This window comes from Streptomyces sp. NPDC048473 (genome assembly GCF_043200155.1).
Lineage (GTDB): Bacteria > Actinomycetota > Actinomycetes > Streptomycetales > Streptomycetaceae > Streptomyces.
Map to the genome: position 1 here is coordinate 44,025 of NZ_JBICXE010000012.1, position 20,787 is coordinate 64,811.

A 20,787-nucleotide genomic window follows, 5' to 3' on the forward strand; every position below is an offset into this window, starting at 1 on the left:
GTGACTCTCGTTCCCTCACTCGGCGGTTCACATATTCCGCGCTGCGCGCATCTCGCCCCTATCTTGCCAGCTCACACGGCATACCAGCCAAGAGATGGAAACATCAGCGAAAGGCTCTTCGCGTCACCTCCTCTCCGGGGTCAGCGGCTCGACGTGCGACCACGTGAACGTCCGGTCTCCGTCGAGGTGCGCATCTCCCCAGTGGATGGCGTGAATACCGTCCTCCCACGCGGAGGTGAAGAACACGGAGACGAGCTTCGTGGTGCGCCCGAGCTCTTCGAAAGCCTCGTGGAGTTCCTCGTACTCGTCCGTGGTGAGAATGTCGTCGAGCGGGAAGAGGCCCTCCGGCGCCTCGGGCCCGTGGGCGGTCAGCATGCGCCTGCGCTGGGGCGATACATCGGCCCGCAACCGCGCACGATCGAGTGGGACCGCACGGTCGGCGTACCGGAACGGAAACAGGGCGTGGCCGTTGATCACCGCGTAGGCGTAGCCGCGCAGCTCACGGACCGTGCCGCCGAGGGCAACGGCTTCCTCGGCCAGCTCCTCGCGTACCGCTTCGGCCAGGACGTGTCCGTACGGTCCGCGCTTTTTGAGATTCGCCTCGGCATGGACGGCCCTCGCCCGCTGATGTGCCCGCGTCAGTCGCTTCGGTACGCCCGCAACGAGACCGCTCGCCTGTGTGCCGAAGCGCTTCTGTGCCCACGCCGAGGGACTCGCCCCCTTGCCGTTCCACCCCGCGCCATCGTCCATGATCGCCCCCTGTCTCCTGTATCGCCCCCACCTGTGTGACATGGGCGGAAGACAGGGACAAGGGCGCGAATCAGCCGGAGGACGCCGATCGCCTACGACTCGTCGCGCTCCGATGCCTTGTCTTCCTCAGCGGACTCAGCACCGCCCTTGGAGAAAGCCGGCCAGAGCTGACCGCCCTCGAAGGACTCACGAAGCAGCGGGATCGTCTCGTCCGGGATACGGAATCCGCTGGCCCAGGAGGGTTCCGTCAGCGATCCGTAGATGGTGTGCAGCAGGAACGGCTCCTCGCCGCTCAGCACCCCCAGGTCCTCCAGTTCACGTGCAACGGTGCTGACCGGCCGGGTGAACCCCTTGAGCTGCCGATCCGGCGGGTAGCCCGCGAGGTCGTACACCGTGTCCCGGTCCACGAACCCTCCGTTCGCAGCAGCGGCGACGATCACCTTGGCATGCGCCGGATAGCGCACGACAAGCTGCTCGATGAACGCGTCCAGCGACTGCTGGCTCCAGCCTTCCTCCAGCTCGTCGTCGTCCCGGTCCGCTCCGCGCAGCTGCTCCAGGTCGTCCACCGAGTCCTTGTCGACGTGCAGCCCTTCGAGCAGTTGCTCGGCCCAGGTGAGCAGCTCCGCCGGAGTCAGCATGTAGAGGCGCACGCCTGCCTGCTCCCTCAGCTCCACCACCAGCTCGGCCCTGGGTCGCGCCGGGATGTCACCATCTCGCTGCTGCCACCAGTCCTTCTTGACGTCACCCGTCACCAGCAGCACATCGCAGGTACGTCGCTGAGCCTCCTGCAGCAACTGCAACCACAGCAGGTAGTCTCCGGCGGCCCGCTCGGCAGGCTTGGTCTTGAAGTCCTCGTACCCGGGCGGGATTTCCTCGTCGGCCCGCTTCTGAGCCGTTTGGACGGCCTTGTCGTACTCGTCCGTCGGCAGGGGCTCGCCGATGCGGCCCGACAGGAGAGGCTCCAGCTCCACGAGCACGGGGTCGCTGTGGGTCTCGGCCGTGCCCTCCAGCGCGTCGCGCTCGGCCTGACCGTCGATGATCCCCTGCAGTTCCTCCACGGTATCGGTGAGTGCGGACAGACTCTCGTTGATCCGCTGGGTGACAACTTCGTCGTGCTTGAGGCGTACGTCCTTGACCCACCGATCGACGGCGTCACTTGCGGACCGCCGAACCCGCTCCAAGGCCGCCGATGTTTCCTTGGCCTTGGTGCTGTGGTGGTGGCGGACGGACTTCTGCTCGCGGTTGCGCCAAAACTCGGTGAGCACCTGGTGCGGCACCCAGAGCCGGTCCCGTAGCTTCGTGAGCACCGCCAGGGTGTCCTGCCGGGTACGGGCGTTGGAGCGGTAGAGGTTGAGCAGCACGTTGGTGTCGAGGACGACCATCCCGCTCTGGAAGACCCGCTCGTAGTCGTTCTTTCGAGGGCTCTGATGGGCTCCGTCGCAGTCGAAGATCCCTCGTCCGAGCCCTCTTCCGGCATCGGTCCCGGTCCCGCTCTCCGCCGGATCGTCCTTGAACGCCATGGTGCTCTGTGCTTCCCCTCGTTGGCCCCTTCGTGCTCCCCGGGGCGATGAAGCGCATGGTTCCAGGCTTGGCCGTGATACGAGAGAGCTATCTCGGCCAACTAAGCACGACCGGTGCAGGAGCGCTGACGGAGTGCGGGAGCAGCTTCGGAACGGAGAGAGCGGCATGTTACGAACGCTACGGACGGCCACCCAACGCTCGGCCGGAAGGACGGTACCGGGTCCGCGAACCGGGTCCGGGGCCGCCGGTCCCGGTGACCCCGGAGGTTCTGTCGACCGTGCGGACACGGCGGCCTTGCCCAACGAGCCCTTCAACCGCCGGATCGAGGTCCTGGTCGCGGTCGTCGACAGCCCGGACGAGACGAATCTCACGGCACAGCTCCTGGAGGGGCGTGGGTGGTCGGTCCGGCCATGGCTTCCTCGCGACGACACCGCGGACGCCTCGGCGCTCGGCCCCGGCCGTGTGGGATTGCTGGTCGAAGTCCGGCTGCACGGTGCGCGTTTCGGCGCAGTGCAGGCTGCGGTCTCCGAGATCGAGAACCTCGCTCGCCGCCACCAGGCGGGCATGTGGGTGGTGGATGCGTTCCTCATCGAGCACGACCTGGCCCACGACTACCGGTCCATCTTCCACGCCCACCGCCGGCTCCCGGAGACGTCCGCCCGCTCGGGTTCCCCAAGCCCTCGAGCCTGGGTCGCAGCCCTGCGCACGTCGCTCGGTGTGATCTCCACCGTCCGTATTCTCAAGCAGACCGGTCGCCCTTCCGTCGAAGCGCTCGAACAGCGTCTGGAGCGCGGAACGCTCACCGGGCGCCCGTACGACCCACAGGGCCTCCAACTACGCATCCCTATGGGCATGGAAGGCCGGGACCCCGACGCTCCACCGCCGAGTCCGGTGTCGGCATGGCGCCTGGCAGGCCCCCTGTTGGCGGGCCTGGGCCTGGCGGTCGCCTGCGGATTCGCCACTGCGGCCACGCATGGCCTGTTCGTGCTGGTGCCGCTGCTCATGGCGTGCGCTCTGGTGTGGCCCGTGGGCCATGAGATCACCAACCGCAGGGAGGAGCGGCCTCTTGCCGTCACCATGGTCTGGGGCACTGTGGCCGTCGCCCCGATGACCGTGGCCGGCCTGTTGCTGGCCCTCACCATGCCCGGTCCCCCGGCGCAAGTGGCGCGCGTGACGGCGTACGCAGTGCTCGGGGTGGCTCTCTGTGCCCTGATCCTCTACGGACTCGGGTACGCCCTGGTTCACTCCTGGTTCAGCCGCAACGCCAACTGGGCCGTACCGGCACTCGTCCCCGCGCTCGCCCTGAGCCTGCCCTGGTTCGGCGGCCTGCTGCACACGATGTATCTCAAGGCCGGGTTCGGCGTCCCTTCCGACGCCATCCAGGTCTCGGTGTACTGGTCCTACGCGGCCTCGCTCAAGCCCATCGGAATCGCGCTCGGGCTCGCGGTAGTGGTGCTGGCAATCGCCGGCTGGCTGCGCCACTACCACCAGTGGGTCCACGCGCGAGGCATGGTCCGGATCGGCGTTCCGCTCATGAGCCTCTTCGTCATCGGGATCTCCCTGACCGCCGGACTCGTCGGAGCGGAAGCGGCCGCGAACCGAGCACGCGTGGCTGCAGCATCCGGCGAGACCCCGGCGACGTACTACGGAGTCCAGGGCCGACTCGTTTGTGTCAAGCCCGTGTCCAAGGAGATCCCTGTCTTCAACGGTCCGCTTGCCGCTACGCGCTCTCTGCTCACCTTCGGCACGTCCGGGGACCGCGTATGGCTGTGGGACCCCCGGCGCGACCAGTCACTGTCCGTCCGGCTTGAGGACGTGATCGTTACGGACGCTGGGGCGAGCTCCTGCGGCTGAGGCGGCGCCGAGGGGCCAGTGGTGGGGAACAGCTGGGTGCCCCTCCCCCCGGCTTCGTCGGGTCGAAGAGTCCGATGGACTACCGGTGATTGAGTTCGAGTTCCGCCCATACGCTCTTGCCCGGGGCTCCGACGCGAGGTGCCACGCACCAGCGGTCTGCGAGCTGCGAGACGAGAAACAGACCACGACCTGACTCATCGTCGGCAGTCGGCGGAGTGGGCGCCTCGGGGGAAGGAATCCGCTCGGTGCAGGTGTCAGCAACCTCGATGCGGAGAACCGTCGTTGCCTCGGATGTGCATTCGATGAGCCTCACGTGGAAGTCGCGTCCGGACACGTGGCCGTGACGGATGGCGTTCGCGGCCAGCTCGGCGGCGATCAGGGTCAAGGTCTCGTTAGGGGTGGAGTCGTAGGGGTGGCCCCACTCGTCGAGCCGGTGCGAGACGAGGCGCCGAGCGAGCCGGGCGCCGCGTGGAGTGGAGGTGAACTGCATGGCGAATTCGCGTACGGGTGAAGCCGGTTGCTGGACCGGCACCTCTGGGGTAGTCGCTCGGCTCATGTCGACGACAATCTCGCCCACGCATGCCGTTGACCAGGGCGGACGCGCGGACGAGAACGGGCTGTACGCGTGCATGTGCGCGCTGTACACGTAACGGAGCGTGACGGGCTCGGCTTGGAGGGCCCGCTTCTGCCACCGCCCCGGGTGGACTGCGCCCTTGCCTATCGGCAGCGGCACCCTTCGGCGAGCACCGTCGGGGCGAGTTCCCGCATGGCCGCCTGCTCGGCCTCCGAGATGCACGGCAGCTGACGTGCGAGTACGTCGAAGTGCTGATGTCCACGCCATGCGTCGTGGTCACCCACGACGAACAGCCGCCGACGAGCCCGACTCACTGCGACGTTCAGCAGGTTCGGTGCGGAGGCCGCCCAGGCTCGCGGGCCTGCCTTGTCCCCGCCCGCGCCGAGGACCAGCAGCACTACGTCGGCTTCCTTCCCCTGGGTCGTGTGCACGGTTCCCACCCTGTCGCGGGGGACAACCTGGCACAGGCTGCGACGGAGTCCGGCCACGACATCCCGGAACGGGCTGATGACGAAGAGTTCACGCTCCGGGTCAAGGCCCTGGTCGACCAGCCGGTGCACAATGACGTTCGCGCAATCCCCCTCGTCCGGCGACCACTTGCCCTGCGGTGCGCGCCCGCCGCTCACCGGCCACCACACGCCGCGCCGCGCCACCGCGTAGTCGTCGTCCCGGTGCACCCCGTGCACCATGAGCCCGTCGTAGGCGATCTCGTTGCTGATCGTGAACATCGGGTCGTCGCAGCGCCGGTGCACGCGCAGGGGCGACCCCACCCACACCCGGTCGTCCTCCGAGCCCTGGGGCGCGGGCAGCCAGGTGCCGTAGCTGTTCAGCCGGTCCGCGACGCGCTGCGCCGAGGTGCGGGACGGTTCCCACTCCTCAGCCACACCGAAGGTGCGGCGAAGCGCCTGCTGACCCGTGTGCGGCAGCGTGACCACCGGCTCCAGCTGCAGCGGATCGCCCACGATGACACCCCTGCGTGCCCGCCACAGAGCACCCACCGGCATCTGGGCGGTCGCCTGGCCGGCCTCGTCGATCAGCATCCAGCCGAGCGACCGGGGCCCCAGCCCCGTGAACATCCGGTCCAGTGAGGCGAAGGTGGTGGAGACGACCGGCAGAGCGAGGAAGAGGCTCTGCCAGGCCGCCAGCACCACCTCCGGCTTCAGGGTCTTGGGAGCGTCGCCGCAGAGGACGTCCATCGCGGCGTCGAGATTCTTGCGCATCCGGTCGGCCGCGCCTTCGATGAACGCACGGTGCAGATCCATCGCGGCGAGAAAGAGACGGGTGCGGGCCCGGGTGAACTCCGGATCGGACCAGGGCGAGGAGAGCTCCCTGGCATCCTCCTCTGTCCGCTCGCCGCGCTCTTCTTGGCCCGGAATGAAAGTGTCCCAGCGCTCGAGGGCTGCCCCCAAGGTGGCCCGGAGTTGTGCGTGGCGTCCTTCCGCCGCTTGGAGCACCCGCCTGGCTTCGTCCAGGACACCTCTGCGGGCAGCTTCGGCCCGGTCGAACGCGGCGGCCGCCTGGGTGTGTTCCTCGTACGCGGCCCGAGCTGTCTGCTCCGCTACGGCCAGCAGTTGGTCCTCCGTCTGCCAGTCGCGCTGCGCCGCGCCGAGGGTGAAGATGCCCGCGGTCAGGCCGGGACGGTGCCGACGGTGCTCCGCCCTCCGGCCCGCAGGGCCGGCGAGGTCCCTCTGTGCCCTGCCGCGAGCCGCACGGGCCTCCGCAGCCGGTTGCCGAAGTGCGTCGAGGTCCTGCTGGGCGCTGACAACCGCCTCCTGGGCGGTAGTGACGGCCGCGTCCGAACCGTTGAAGTCCAGGAGCGCCCTATAGGCTCGCTGACGCTCGTCCTGCAGGGCCTGCACCGTCTGCCGTGCACCCCTGAAGCGGGCCACGGATTCCCGCCACCGCATCAGGTCGAAGCCGCGCGAAGCAGCCGCCTTCAGGACGTCCCGCATGCCCTCGCCACGCTCGGCCCGCTCCTCACGCGGAGGGCCGAACCAGTACTTGTTGCGGAAATCCGAACGGTTCCCCTTGTTGCCGAGCTTCGCGGCGAGGGTTCCCCACGACGGTGCGCCGTCGAGAAGAAGGCGACCCTGTTCCGGGAAGAAGGACGCTTCCTCCCGCCACTCCGCAGCGACGGATTCGAGCGCCGGGATCTCGTTGGAGACGTTCTCGACAGCGCCGTTGTTGGCCGACGCGATCACCATCTCGTAACCCACCAGCTCCGGTTTGAGCGACGCGACCGACCGCTGGTAGGTGCCGGTGCTCCAGCGGTGCGCCTGGCCGGTGAACGCGTCATCGGGCCGCCGGAGTTCGGCCAGGCGCTCCGCCCTCATGACCAGGACGGATGCAATGAGGTCCCGCAGCTGTGTGGTCTTGCCCGTACCGGGCGGGCCGTTCACCGCGTACAGCCCGTCGGTGTCGGCGAGTTGCTCCACGATCCGGTTGACTGCGAACTGCTGGCTCAGCACCAGCGGGTGCTCCGTCTTCGCAGGCCATCGCCCGAGCGGGAAATGGACTGGCTGAACGCCGTCGAGTACCGCTCCGGGTTCGTGCTTGAGGTCGATGCGCGTACGGCCGCGCAGCGTGGTCGAAGCGGTCAGATAGTCCCGTAGCGCAGGCCCTGGCTCGTCCTTGGAGAGGCTGCCCGCGACCAAGCCTAGGTCCGCCGCGATGAAGCTGTTCAGGAAGTCCGACCCGCCCGACCGGCCGGCCTTCCGCCTCGACACAGATCTGCACTGGACCCGGATCGTCTCCGGCCGCAGGTCGTCGGTGACGCCGAACTGTTCTGCGACCCAGCGGGTGACGGCCGACAGGTCACGCACGGTCAGCGGCTTCTCCCCGAGCCGCGGCGGGGCTTCGTCGTCGTCCCCCGCATCGGCTGCGCCCTCGTCCAACGGGCTTTCGTCCAGCGAACCCTCGTCCTCGCGCCTGGCAGAACGTCTGGCGCCGCCGTTGGCCACGGCATCGACGGCGCCAGTGACGGCACCGACCGCCAGGTCACCGAGTATCGGCCCGAGCGCGGCGTTCAGGGCACCACCGACCGCGCCGACCGTGATCTCGCACAGCAACCCCGCGAAAGGCCGCTGCCGCCGCCCTGGCACCGCGTCCGCGATCGTCACCTTGCCGTCGCCGACACCCAGCACAACACCTTCGCACGCGTCCGCCTCCGCCTCGAAGCCGTCGAGCCATCCCTGGGCCCCCGGGCCGGGCCTACGGCTGCGCCTCGTCGCCCAGGCGCACGCGGAGAAGGTGATGGAGTCCTGGACCAGCAGCCCCTCATCAGTGACCTCGAAGGCCAACAGAGCACTGTCACCATCCACACGGCCGTCGTGGTCCTCCTCGCTGCCGCCGAAGACATCAAGCAGCACATCGCGGACGGACGCGACCGGGTACACGCCGCAGTAGACGGTGTGCTGCCTGACCATGTTCCGGCCCGGGCTCCGTCGCCGGACGGGATGCCCCTCTTCCCACGGCAAGGGGCGCTCGGATTCCACGGGATACATGCCTTTCGGCGGCGAGGTCTTCTCCACCTTCTGCGGGCTGAACATCTCCACCGCCCGCCAGTAGCGCACGATGTCCGCCCTGCGCCGTCGCTCACTGCTCGCCGCCATACGGTCCGCCCCCTCGTTCCGGTCCGCCAGGAACGATCACCCTAGTCAGCTTCGCGCGCTGTGCGCAGAGGGCATTGGCGCATATGCGACCTCGGGTCGGTGTCCGCTGTGCCGTCGGCGGCGACGGGAGGCGGACGCTCGTCAGGAACGCAGCTCGGCCAAGCAATGCTTCGCCTCCTCGAGCCCACTCGTTGTCGGGGCAACGGGCTCTGGATCAGAACCGTTGCAAGCTCCCGGAAGGCGTCAGATCGTCAGTTAACGGGGATACGGCGCCCGTAGATGACAGGCACAAGTTCGTGCCGTTCTTGTCCCACGTCGGCCGTAGGCTGTTGTGGGGAAACAAGGGGGAGACGTTGATTAACTACCGCAAGGCGATCGTTCCGGTGTGGACGCTGGCGACCGGCGACGTCCAGGTGCCCGCATTGGCCGGAGACGGGCCGATGACGGTTGAGCGCTTGGCTGAACTGCGCGGTGTGCTAGCCGGTCTGGCCGATGCGCCGATCGCCACACTTGAGATGCATCCGCTGCCCGACCAGATCGACCGCAGCCGAGGTATCCCGCTCGACGCCGTGAGCCCCTTGGCGCAGCACCTGTCGCAGCTCATCACGCAATCAGCGCGAAGTTCCTCTGCGCCGGCCACGGCGACCGCTGCCGGCGAAGGCCTCTATCGCATGGTGGTTCCGGCGAAGGTTGCCGCCCAGTTCGGTCAAGGCATCGTTCGCCCGATGGCGTCGAAGGCGACGGCCGGTGGCATCCACAGTGCGCTCATGAACTCGACGGGCATCGCAGCCAATGCGACGTTCGTGCCGGTCGGTAAAGCGGCAACAGCAGGCGCAGTCGGTGGAGCCGGCGCAACGGCCGGCGTCGCGGTCACAGGCAGCGCGGCGCTCACCGTGGCCGCGCCGCTCGTGCTCATGGCCGTTGCGGTAGGGGTGAGCGCGCATGCCAACCACAAGCGCCAGCAGGCTATCGAGCACATCACGGAACTGCTGGAGCAACTGCACGAACAGAAACTCGAAGACGAGCACAGCGAGCTCGACGGCTGCCGCGATGCCATCGACAAAGCCACTGCCATTCTGCTCGACCAGGGCAAGCTCGGTGCCTCGCTGGGACTGGACTCGGCAGTGCACGCCATCAACACGGCGCTGGGCAAAGCTGATCGCCGCCTTGCCCGGTGGCAGAGCGCACTCGACAAGCTGCCCGATGGCGAGGCTGTCGAGATCGGCACGCTGGCCAAGTCGTTCCCCGGCCTCGACGACCAGGGCGGCGCGTTCCGCGCCCACCTCGAACTCGCTGCCCTGGCCATCGCGCTGAAGCAGCGGGTCATCGTCCTACAGGCCGTCGAGCACGCCCAGAGCGACCCTGCCAACTTGTTCGAGAACTTCGCCCGCACACTCAAGGCCGACCATCAGCGCCTCGACACACTGCAGTCGAGCATCGCCGGTGTTCTGGAACGCCTGTCGGCGTTGGAGCTGGCACGCCCGCAGAGTTTGCGGCCGGTCTTCACGACCGGTGAAGTCGATCGCCTGATGCGCGCGACACACCGAATTCACAAGCTGGGCGACGGCGCCATGGTCGACAGCCGGGCGACAGACGTGGCGATTGAAATTGCGCGTGACAAGGATGGCTCAGTGGTCGTGTTCCCTGCGCTGCCCGCGTAGGGCGATGTGGTGTTCGCCGAGGACGCCTCCACCATCCGCACCGGCATCGCGCCGCAGGCGATGGCCGCTTTGCGGAATCTGACCGTCGGCAGGCTGCGGCTGCTCGGAGCGGACAACATCGCCAAGCCCACCTGAGCGATCCGGGACGAGCCCGAACACGCCGCTTGGATCTGCGGAGCACCCGCATGACAACCCTGCTGGGAACGTGAAGCCACATTGGCTCTGAGGGCCTGGATCACGTGCTTGTCGAGGGACAAGCTGGGCGATGCGCACCTCACGTTCCTCGCTGCGCACTTCTGGGGGAACTGTTCGGTTCAGGCAGTAAACGATCTCGGTGCGTGCATACCGTTGACCAGGAGAGACGCGCCGACGGGCCCCTGTTGTACGCGTCCACGCGCGGGCTGTACGCGGTGCGGGGCATGACCGACCCCAGTGGGCTGCGTTGGCCGATGCGTAGGCGGGACGTTCGGGGCAGGCAGGGCGACGCGGCACGGTAACGGGAGGCGTGGGACGTGGACGATCAGCGACAGCAGCCGGAGTGCGAGTACGAGGTCGGGTCGGGCATCCTGCACGTGTTTGGCCAGCACTTGAAGCTCTTCCGGGTACGGGCGGGACTGGAGCGGGCGGAGTTCGGGGCGATGACCGGGTACGCGGCGTCGTCCATCGCGTCGTTCGAGCAGGGCCGTCGTATCCCGCAGCCGAAGTTCATCGACCAGGCGGACGAACTGCTGGATGCCGGTGGGGTTCTGAAGGCCAGCAAGGAGGAGGTGGCTCGGGCTCAGTATCCGGCGTTCTTTCGGGATGCGGCGCGGCTGGAAGTGCAGGCAGTTGAACTGCACGTATACGCAACGAAGGCTGTACCCGGGCTGCTGCAGACAGAAGCTTACGCGCGCGCGGTCTTCTCTATGGGGCGCCCGCTGCTGGCCGAGGACGAAATCGGGCAGCGCGTGGCAGCGCGCATCGCACGCCAAGCCATCCTCTCCGCCGCGCCGTTGCCTACGATCAGCTTCGTCATCGAGGAGTTCCTGTTGCGCCGCCCGCTCGGCGGGCGTTCTGTACTGAGGGAGCAGCTGGAGCAGATCTTGGCTCACGGCCAGCGCCGCAACCTCGAAATCCAGGTGATGCCGATCGAGCGGGAGGAGCATGCTGGACTGGAAGCGCCCTTCACCTTGATCGAGACGAAGGAAGGGCAGAGGATCGCCTACGTGGAGGCGTACAAGGACAGCCGCCTCTATACAGATCGGGCGTCGGTCCGGGAGCTTGAAGAGCAGTACGGAATCCTCCGGGCTCAGGCTCTCAGCCCGCGCGAGTCGCTGGCCTTTGTCGAGAAGTTGCTAGGAGAAGCATGAACGTCGAAGAGCCCAAGCAGGCTGTGTCTGAACGGGCCTGGTTCAAGAGCAGCTACAGCACCGGCTCGGGCGGCGAATGCGTCGAGGTCGCGGCCTGCCCCGGTGCCGTCCACGTACGCGACTCGAAGGTCAAGGCTGGGCCGATCCTGACTGTCGCCGATGGCGGCTGGGCGGCGTTCCTGGAGTTCGCCGCCCAGAACTGACCACGCACGGACGACGCCCCCATCACCCGAAATATGACGGTGGCGGGGGCGTCTCCATGTGCACGACCGTGTAGGCGGGGGTCAGTCAGCCTTCTTCGCCCGGCCACGGGTCTTTTTCTCCGGCCGCCAGGCTCTGAGGTCCTCCGCCGAGAGCCCGTACTTGGCGCGCTGCTCGTCCAGGTACGCCTGGTACTCCTCAGCGGGCGCACCGTCCCACTCTGCGTCGTACTCGCCGTGCCACTGGTGAACCCAAGGCATCAGTTCCTGGATGCCCGCGATGAGCGGCGTCAGGCGCGGCGTCTCCCAACCAGCTTGTTCAGTCCGGTCATTGATCACGTTGATCAGGGCCTGCACCTGGTCCTTGTGATCCCAGCCGGCCCAGCCAAGCAGGAGAGTCGGGTCCGAGTCGGGCGACGCGTCGGGGTAGGAGATGAACCGCTCCTTGGGCACGTCCAGCTTGCCTCGGTGCGACCAGTACGTGTGCTTGAGGAAGTCAGCAGAGCTGTACTTCGGAGGTACAGGGATGTCGAGCCGCTCCCCCCTCCTATCTTCCTCGCGCTGGAGTTCCCACACCTGCTCCCACTGCTCGCGCTTACGCAGACCCGAGTCCTTGTATCGCAGGGCGGCAAGGTGGGGTACGTGCTCGACGGAAATGACGTCAGCGAGCACCATCGCAAGTGTCGCATCGCGATTGCCCATGTGATCGGCGGCGTACAACTCGGAAACTGCTTGCACTTCGGCGTCGTGACGAAGAGAGTCAGCGAGCTGGGAGACTGTGAGCGTGCAAGGGGCGCGGAATCCGTCTCGCAGGCTGAACCACAGGTTCTCGTCTTCACAGCGATCAAGCAACCAGTTTCGAAGGGCTTGCTTCTCCTTCTTCTCCCATGGCTCGGAGGACCACCGACGCTTGCAGTCGGGCCTCTCAATGAGCGCGATGTCCTTGCGGGAGTTAATGATGTCAATGCGCGCCTGAACAACAGCCTTGTACGCAGCGGGCCAATGAGCAGGAATCTCAGTCACGGGAAGGGAGCCGTGCCGGTCAAACCACGCTGTCTCGGTCTCGCCGGCGGCCACTGCTCGAGCCAGAACAATCTCAAATGCCCGCTCACCGAGAGCCAATTGGGGTGCGTCGGCAGAATCTTTAAGGGTTGCGCGTGCCACTTCGGCTGGTGTGAGGAGGTTGTACGAACCGTAGACAGTCCAGTCCAGTTCCTCTTGAAGCGCGATCATTTGGGAGCGAACGGCGAGGTGAGCTGCCTCAGCCTCGTCAAGGATGACCCTAGCGGGGAGCGCCGAAGAGACCACAGCAGAGGGCTCGCGGGCTGTCAGGGCACGGCCAAGAGCGTCGAGGGCGCGGCCAAGCTCAAGCGGCAATTCGGCCGGGATCGGAAACTCCTGGAGCTTGGTTCCGGTGAATTCGTAGCGCTCGATCCAATCTTCAGGCGCCCAACGATTCCCACCACCACTAGAGTTATCAGCTCCTCCCTTTGCTTGACTCACCTGTTTCAGCCAAAAGCAAGCCGTCGAAGAATTCAAGACCCCAAGCAATTCGAGATGCTGTTCCTCTGTAGCCCCCTCCGGGAGCTTGATTACGGGCGCGTGCTGATTGTGAATGGCGCCGCCACGCTGAAGACTGAAATTATTATGCGTCGCAACACAGGCAAAGGAGATCAGGAGAGGCGAGTCCATCCTACTCCGCGAAAGCATTGCATATTCATGCCATGCCATGCCGCGCTGCTCTCGAGTTCGACCGAATACCAGCCCGGCGCGCAGGTCGGTCCGACATGACCAAAACAGATGCGTTTTCTGCAGGTTCAATACAGGTTCTTCTGCAGAGTAAGGCCAAGCGACTCGAATCGAGGAGCATGACCAATCTCGAATGTTCTCTCCTGCCACAAATTTTCTGACCGGAATCCCATCCCGATCCCACCGAGCAGGCAGGGTTGTGGACAGAAAAACATCATTGTTCCCGAGGATTGCATGGACGCCGATTGATCCATCCACTCGAGACTTCAGCTCAGGCTCGCTCGAAAGCTTCGCAAACAGGTCTCCCGCCCCACCCCCTGAGAGGCTCCACGGATAAGCAGCAAACGTGGCTCGATCAGCATCGTCCACTGTCACCCATTCTGACTCACTCCCGGGCCTCGCCACCTGTTCGACGATTGCTCGCCAGACGGGCCCTTGCGCGGGTTCTTCCGGTCGCCCAGATTCCCCCCGGATCCCCAAGACCGAACGAATTGGATCGGACTGGAAAGGCACCCTGTTACGTCCCACCAAGATCACCGTGGGAGTTCCGTGACCCGGGATGTAGGCCCCCGAAGCATCAATTACGTGACTTAGTTCAATGCCAGAGAAAGTCATCTTTCTATTCGCCCGAGGATCTTTATACTCGACCCCTCCATTGAAATATGCCTCGATCAACGACTTGCCAAATTCCCGCTTCATGAAAGAATTTGCCGTAATCTGACCAGTATATCCACCGCTTCGATTCTCACCAGATCCCCGGACGGCCAATTCGAAGATCCGTTGCGCGAACGGAACCGATAGTGCGTACTTCCCGGTGCAGGCAAAGTACGCCTTTCGATAGTTCTCGTTCTCCTGCTTGTCCTTCACCGTGATGTAAGGCGGGTTCCCCACCACCACGTGGTAACTCCCCCGCCCCAACAGATCCACCCGATCCGCGAACTCCCACACATCCTCAGTCCGGAACGCAAACGTCCGCTCCTCGTCCCCTGCACCCGAGAACAGCGTCTCCGTAACCGTCTCCGCCCCCCGCCCATGCAGCAGCGAGTCTCCCACCGCCACATTGATCGGGAACTCCGGCGCAGCCGCCAAGCGCCGCTCCCCGCACGCCTTCAGCACCGCGACCAGCATCCGGAACCGGGCGATCGCCACCGCGAACGGGTTCTTGTCGCACCCGTGCACCGACTCCAGGGACCGCCGCACCAGCTCCCAGTCCGCCGTGCCCGGCTCCGCCTCACGCCACTTCTTCAGCAGCCGCTCGAACATGCCCAGCAGGAAGTGGCCGGACCCGCACGCCGGGTCGATGCACCGCAGGCCCCGTACCACCGGTTCCTCGCCCGGCCACCCCGCCGGCTTGTGCTTCCATGCCGGGTCCAGGCCGAACTCCTCGACCGCCGGTTCCAGTGTCAGGTCGAGGATGAACTCCTCCACGAACTCCGGGGTCTGCAACAGCGCGTACGTCTTCCGCGCGTGCTCGCTCAGGTCCTGGTAGAGGTCGCCCAGGAAGCGGGTGTCCAGGTCCCCGTCCGTGAAGTCGTAGATGATCTCGCCGTCCGCGCCCCGCTCGCGCCAGAAGCCCAGCAGCCGCGTCGCCGCCTCGTACGACGGGCTCAGCTCCCACAGCGCGTTGTGGCCCCGGTCGAAGAGCCCTGCCACCGCCTTGTGCGCATCCGACAGGTGGCCGAAGCCCGCTACCAGCCAGTCCCGGTCGTTCAGCTCCGGCTTCTCCCGGAAGAACGCCGCCTGCCGGTCCTCCGCGTCCGCGAGCCGCTCTCCCGGGCCCGCGATGAACGGGTCGTCGACCAGGCCGTTGTCCTCGCAGAACCGTACGAACACCGTGGCCAGCACCCAGGCCGCCGCCGCCTGCGTCACCCGCTCGTCCCGCCAGGCCCCGTACGTCGCCGCCGTACGGCTCGCCTCGCGGGCCGCCCCGTACTCGCGCTCAAGCTCCGTGCGGTACTCGTCCACCGACTCCGTACGAGCCCGGAGGTCGTCCTCCAGCGCGGTGACCTGCTTGCGCAGATCCTTCAGCAGTGCGGCCTTGTCCACCGGGGCGCCCCCTCATTCCGTGACCCGGACCCCACCCGGGCCCGCAGCTCATCCGCATCCATCCTGCCAGCCATGCCGCCCCTCCCCGGACCCTTCATCCGTAACCGGACAGCACGGCCCATGTCGCTCCTGGCGAAGAGCGCCTCCAGCTCACTGGCACCACCCTCCTCAGGCGGGCTGAAAGGGGCCCAGGTGTGCTCCCCCAGGCGCTGCGCCGGCCTCTCCGGCAGGAGGCCGCGGCTCGCCTCGGTGACAGCTGCTCGTCAGCGCGGATCCCTCCAATGCGAGGCAGTCCCCCGACGGCGTCAGGCCCGCCACAACGGGACCGGAAACCGGCTAGGCCCGTTGGGATCGGACATCGTAGGGTGGCGCCCCGCGACGTGCGAAGAGCGATCCGCTGGAGGAAGCGTGCGCATTACCGTCTCCGTCGAGGATGGTGATTCCGGCGGCTTGCACGACCTTCGCCGCTGGCTGTCCGACGAGCCCGAGCTGAGGGGACGGATCCGCGGGCACACAGCGTCACCGATACCATCCGACGCCATGGGGCTGGGTGCGGAGGCCCTGCTCGCGGTGCTCGGGCCGGGTGGCGTGGCCGTGGTCTTCGCCGGAGCGCTCGTCGCGTGGGTGCAGAGCCGCCGGGGCGACCAGACCGTCACGATCACCCGGCCCGACGGGACCACGGTCACCGTCTCCGCGACCCGTGTCAGAGGAATGAACGCGGAACAGAATGCCCAGTTGGCGAGGGAGCTGGCCGCCCTCCTCGGCACGGGAGCCGACCCGGTGCCGCCCGCCGACGGCGAGCTGTCGCCAGAGGCCCCACAGCGGTGATATCTGGAGCAGCCGGACTCGCCGCGGCCGGTGCCCATGCCGTCCTGTTCGGCAGTCACAGGCACGTATCCGGTTCAGAGCTGCATGATCTGCCCTCGGTCGCCACCACGCTCGACGACCTGGAGACCGCCCTGCCGGACGTTTGTGGAGTCAGCCCGGAGCATGTACATCGCATCCCGGCCGACGCGGACACCGAGGAAGTGCTCGGCGTAATCGAGCGGGTGGCGCGCGAGGCGACCGGGGTCGTGTACGTCCATTACGTCGGACACGGACTGCTGGGTCCCCGCGACGAGCTGTATCTGGCGACCCACGGCACCCGGTCCCACGAGGAGATCTCACGGGCCGTGCCGTACCACACGGTGCAGGGTCTCTTGAGCGCGTGTGCGGGTGGCGGCATCGTCGTACTGGACTGCTGCTACTCCGGGCGGGCCGACGTTCCCGACGGCGGCGGTGTCCCTGCCCAGGAGCCGTTCGTATCCGTCCGGCCGGACGGCAGCCTGCTGCTCAGTGCCACCTCTCGCTACGACCTGTCCTTCGCACCCGAGGAGCGGCGTCACACGTTGTTCAGCGGCCGGCTGCTGCGGCTGCTGACCGAGGGTGATCCGGCCGGTCCGCCCTGGCTGACGATGGACAGCCTGTACAGCGCACTGGACCGCGCGTTCGCGGAGGGACCGATCCGGCCACGGCGTCAGAGCGAAGGTTCGCTGGGCTCACTGCTCATCGCCCGGAACCGGGCCTATCGCGAAAGCGGCGACACGTCACACGATGGAGCGGCTTGGCGGGACGATCCACCGGCCGATGTTCCGTGCCCCTACCCCGGCACGGAATACTTCAGCGCCGCCGACAGCCACCACTTCTTCGGGCGGGAAGAACTCGCCCGACGGCTGATCGACACCGTGTGCGCAGCCACGCCGGACGGCGCGGCGCCCATGACCGTGGTCATCGGCGCCTCCGGAGTGGGTAAGTCGTCCCTGCTGAGAGCCGGGCTGCTGGCCGGACTGGAGCAGCGACACTCCTCGATGGCCCAGCCGCACGACCTGCCGTGGCCGGCACTGTTGTTGTCCGCCCCCGGGGAACACCCTCTCCGGGCGCTGGCAGAGTTGTGGGCGCGGGCGACGGGACGGGCCTCGGCCGACGTCCACCGCGTACTCGCCGAAGGCGGTCGGTTACCACCACCGAAGTCCGGCCGGCCACCCTGCGGGTTGCTGGTGGTCGACCAGTTCGAAGAGATATTCACCCGCTGCGCGGACCCCACCGAGAGGGCTCGGTTCATCGAGGTACTCGTTCTCGCTGGGCACGAGAACGCAGACGACAGCGAGGCGCGCAAGGAACGCGGCATGCGCGTGGTCCTCGGTCTGCGAGCCGACCACTACGGCAGCTGCCTCGCCCATGACCCGCTCGTCCCCGTCCTGGGGGAAAGCCAACTGCCGGTCCCTCCGATGACCGACGACGAGCTGCGCGCGGCGATCGAGGGTCCCGCCGGCGTCGTAGGACTGGATCTGGAGCAAGGTCTGACGGATCGGCTGATACAGGATCTGCGGTGGGGGCAACTGTCGAACGGGACCGACGACGCGAGCACCGCAGACGTTGCGGACGCCGAGAGCACACCCTCGGCCACGTCGGCGTTCGGCACCACAACCGCCTCCGGCCCCATGCCTGCCGTGACCGTGTCCGGACCCGACCTCGACACCGCGCTCCCCTTCCTCGCACACGCGCTGCGCGAGACATGGCGCAGGCGTAGCGGAACCACGCTGACGCTGGCCGGATATCAGGCCACCGGCGGCATCTGGCACTCCATCAGCACGACGACCGAGCGCCTCTATCAGGACCTCGATACAGCGGGCCAGGATGCGTTGCGCGAACTGTTGCTGCGTCTGGTTCACGTGACGGTCGAGGGCACCGGCACTGCCGTACGGCGCAAGGTGGCCCCCGACGCACTGCTGGACGGCATCCCGTCGCAGCAACAGGACCTCACAGCCGCCATCCGTGACCGTCTCGCCGCGGCCAGGCTGATCAGCGTCGATCAGGACGGCACTCAGCTCTCGCACGAGTCGCTACTGCGGTCGTGGTCCCGGCTGCACCAGTGGATCGAGGAGGACCGCAGCGTCCTGATCGCGCGCCAGCAGCTCTCCGAGATCGCGCGTGCCTGGGACGCGTCCGGTGGCGACCCGGGCTTTTACTACCGGGGCAGCCTGCTGGAAGCCGCCCTCGGACTGATACGTGAGGAACGGCTCAGGCACCGGCGGTTACCCCGGCTGGACGAGAGGTTCGTGGCCGCGAGCGACGAGGCCGACCGTGCTGCACGAGCCCGTGAGGCGCGCCGCACTCTGCGCCTCAAGCAGGCGCTCGGCGCAGCCGTATTCGCTCTCGTCCTGGCGCTCGTCGGCGGCGTGCTCGCTCTCCAGCAGCAAGGCGTGGCGAAGGAACAGCGCAAATCCGCCACCCACCGGGCGCTCGTCGCCGAGGCTGTGGCCAGGCGTGCCGCCGACCCTCGGCTCGCACTGAAGATCGCGATGGCAGCGCACGGGCTGCGGGCCACCGCGGAGACGCGGGCAGCAGTGTCGGACACACTGGTCCAGAGCCGACTCACCGGCAGCTCTGCCTATAACGAGAAGGACCCGCTGCTGAGCCCTGACGGCAGGCTGCAGGTGGCGGCGCAGGCGGACAGGATGCGGCTGGTATTGCGCAGTGTCGGCGACAGAGCCCGGAATACCCGACTGGCTTCCTTCTCCCCCTGCGCCGGCGTTGCGCGCAGGCCCGCCTTCAGCCGCGACTCCCGTACGCTCGCTGTGATCTGCGACAACGGCGTGGTGAACCTGTGGGACATCACCCGGCCCACGCAGCCGCGGCGCGATGGTTCACTGAGGTCCCCGGACGTGTCGGGCAGACCCAGTGGGGCCGATTTCAGTCCCGACGGCACACTGCTTGCAGTCGGGAGGTACGCGCCGTCGGACGAATCACAAGCGCATGGCTCGCTTGTCCTGTGGGACATCCGCAACCGCGCCCGGCCCACCTTGCTCAAGGTGCGCAAAAATGTCTACGACAGCACCTCGGTGCTCTTCGCCCCGGACGGCAGAACACTCGTCAGCTCCACCGGCATCGTGTCCTTCCGGGATGATGCGGTCAACAGCGATTCGGTCACCCACACATCGGGCGCGACGCTCTGGGACGTGTCCCGCCCAGCGGCCCTCCGTCGGCTGACCCGGCTCCCACGCGTCGGCGAGGGCCAGAGCTTCAGCCGGGACGGCAGGCTCCTCGTCACCAGGCGCCACAGGACCGTACAGGTCTGGGATGTGAAGACTCCGGCGACCCCCAGAGAGCTGTCGAGCTGGACCGCCCACAAGGACTACGTGACCGCGGTCGAATTCAGCCCCGACGGCCGCACTCTGGCCACGGGAAGCTCTGACGAGACCATCGCCCTCTGGGATATCTCCGACCCCGCACACCCCACCGAGTCCGCCCGGCTGAACGGGCACACCTCTACGGTGGAGACACTGCGCTTCTCCGCGGACGGACGCTCGATCGTCTCCGCCGACTGGGACCGGATCATCCAGTGGGACCCGGTAGGCGGCGGCCTGCCGCGTGCCGTCGCCACACTCGGGGGGAAGGCCTCCCTCACCTCCGCGGCCTTCACGCCGGACGGGCGGACGCTGGCCACCGCTGGATTTGACCAAGCTGTCACGCTCTACGACATGAGCGTCCCTACCAGCCCAAGGCGTACGGCCGCCGCGCCCATGCCCGGGTTCGTCACAGATATCGCGATCAGCTCCGACGGACGGCTGCTCGCGGCGGGCGATCGGCTCGGCAACGTGCTGATCTGGGACATCAGGGACCGTGCCCGCCCGCGGAAGGTCACCGACCTCTCCCGCAATACCGATCCCATCACGTCCGTGGATTTCGGCAAGCAAGGCGAGAGCGTGATCGTCAGCGGGGCGAAAACCTACTTCTCGCCAGGCTGGGCCACAGTGTGGGACATCAGAGAGCAGGGACGCCCTCGTACGGTCGGCACGTTCAACGACGTCTCCACCATTCACTCTGCGCACTTCGGTGCCGATGGGACTCTCGTGGCGCTACCGGGGTTGAGGACGTTCCTGTGGCCTGCCGACGATTCCTACGAAGCAGTAGAACTCGATGACAGCAACGGCAGTTCCGCCTTCAGTCCCGACGGCAAGACTCTGGCGACGGGCGGCTCGCAACGCGACATCGTCCTGTGGGACATCGAGAACCCGCGCAGCCCCAGAAAGACAGCAGAGGTACCCGAGGACCAGAACAACTTCGCCACGTATGTCTTCCACCCTGCTGGAAATCTGGTTGCAGGCCTCGATGAGAGCGACGGCGTCACCTTGTGGAGTGTGGCCGACCCCACCCGTATCCACCTGGCCACCACGATGGCCCGTCACGGGCAAGAGATGACCGACCTCGCGTTCCACCCGGACGGCAGGTATGCCGTCACGGTGAGCGGGGACGACAACCCGCTCACCGTCTGGGACCTCGGCAGCCTTCCCGGTATCAGCGCGGATCTCGTCGAGACCGCCTGCACCGTGGCCGGAGGCGGACTCACCAGCGAGGAGTGGAAGCAATACGTACCGGGCCAGCCCTACCAGGACACCTGTGACGGGCACCTGGCCGACTGAGGCCAGGCCC

Annotated in this window: 12 protein-coding genes; 7 read left to right on the forward strand and 5 right to left on the reverse strand. The window is 67.1% G+C overall.

What is annotated here, in order from left to right; genetic code table 11:
- Positions 1-123: 123 nt before the first annotated feature.
- Together ACGFU7_RS20905 and ACGFU7_RS20910 are read right to left on the reverse strand one after the other, a co-directional pair.
- Positions 124-750, reverse strand: a complete 627-nt coding sequence (locus ACGFU7_RS20905; protein ID WP_393697493.1) for a hypothetical protein — start codon at positions 748-750, stop codon at positions 124-126.
- A 92-nt stretch (positions 751-842) separates the two neighbouring features.
- Positions 843-2,270 (reverse strand): PIN-like domain-containing protein, encoded by a 1,428-nt coding sequence (locus ACGFU7_RS20910; protein WP_393697494.1) that lies wholly within the window; start codon positions 2,268-2,270, stop codon positions 843-845.
- Positions 2,271-2,565: 295 nt separating this feature from the next.
- Here ACGFU7_RS20910 and ACGFU7_RS20915 point away from each other — a divergent pair, with 295 nt between their 5' ends.
- Positions 2,566-4,125 carry a hypothetical protein gene (locus ACGFU7_RS20915; protein ID WP_393697495.1) on the forward strand — a complete coding sequence of 520 codons (1,560 nt, stop codon included), beginning with the start codon at positions 2,566-2,568 and terminating at the stop codon, positions 4,123-4,125.
- A gap of 79 nt (positions 4,126-4,204) precedes the next feature.
- On the opposite strand, the gene ACGFU7_RS20920 is transcribed toward ACGFU7_RS20915, so the two are convergent.
- Positions 4,205-4,681, reverse strand: coding sequence for an ATP-binding protein (locus ACGFU7_RS20920; RefSeq protein WP_393697496.1), 477 nt, complete (start codon positions 4,679-4,681; stop codon positions 4,205-4,207).
- Positions 4,682-4,842: 161 nt separating this feature from the next.
- Complete coding sequence (locus ACGFU7_RS20925; protein WP_393697497.1) at positions 4,843-8,310, reverse strand: DEAD/DEAH box helicase; 3,468 nt, start codon at positions 8,308-8,310, stop codon at positions 4,843-4,845.
- Between the two features lie 353 nt (positions 8,311-8,663).
- On the opposite strand from ACGFU7_RS20925, the gene ACGFU7_RS20930 reads away from it, so the two are divergent.
- From ACGFU7_RS20930 to ACGFU7_RS20945, 4 genes are all read left to right on the forward strand, one after another.
- Positions 8,664-9,971, forward strand: coding sequence for a hypothetical protein (locus ACGFU7_RS20930; RefSeq protein ID WP_393697498.1), 1,308 nt, complete (start codon positions 8,664-8,666; stop codon positions 9,969-9,971).
- 9 nt (positions 9,972-9,980) lie between these two features.
- Positions 9,981-10,106 (forward strand): hypothetical protein, encoded by a 126-nt coding sequence (locus ACGFU7_RS20935; protein WP_393697499.1) that lies wholly within the window; start codon positions 9,981-9,983, stop codon positions 10,104-10,106.
- 377 nt (positions 10,107-10,483) lie between these two features.
- Positions 10,484-11,320, forward strand: coding sequence for a helix-turn-helix domain-containing protein (locus ACGFU7_RS20940; RefSeq protein WP_393697500.1), 837 nt, complete (start codon positions 10,484-10,486; stop codon positions 11,318-11,320).
- On the forward strand, positions 11,317-11,523 hold the full coding sequence (locus tag ACGFU7_RS20945; protein ID WP_393697501.1) for a DUF397 domain-containing protein: 207 nt from the start codon (positions 11,317-11,319) through the stop codon (positions 11,521-11,523). The genes ACGFU7_RS20940 and ACGFU7_RS20945 overlap by 4 nt, the downstream gene beginning before the upstream one ends.
- Before the next feature lie 81 nt (positions 11,524-11,604).
- Here the strand turns inward: ACGFU7_RS20945 and pglX are convergent, their stop codons facing one another.
- Positions 11,605-15,315, reverse strand: coding sequence for a BREX-2 system adenine-specific DNA-methyltransferase PglX (pglX, locus tag ACGFU7_RS20950; RefSeq protein WP_393697502.1), 3,711 nt, complete (start codon positions 15,313-15,315; stop codon positions 11,605-11,607).
- 120 nt (positions 15,316-15,435) lie between these two features.
- On the opposite strand from pglX, the gene ACGFU7_RS20955 reads away from it, so the two are divergent.
- Both ACGFU7_RS20955 and ACGFU7_RS20960 read left to right on the forward strand, forming a co-directional pair.
- Complete coding sequence (locus tag ACGFU7_RS20955) at positions 15,436-16,143, forward strand: hypothetical protein (protein WP_393697503.1); 708 nt, start codon at positions 15,436-15,438, stop codon at positions 16,141-16,143.
- A complete protein-coding gene (locus ACGFU7_RS20960; protein WP_393697504.1) occupies positions 16,140-20,777 on the forward strand; it encodes a caspase family protein in 4,638 nt (1,545 codons plus the stop codon). The genes ACGFU7_RS20955 and ACGFU7_RS20960 overlap by 4 nt, the downstream gene beginning before the upstream one ends.
- Positions 20,778-20,787 lie beyond the last annotated feature (10 nt).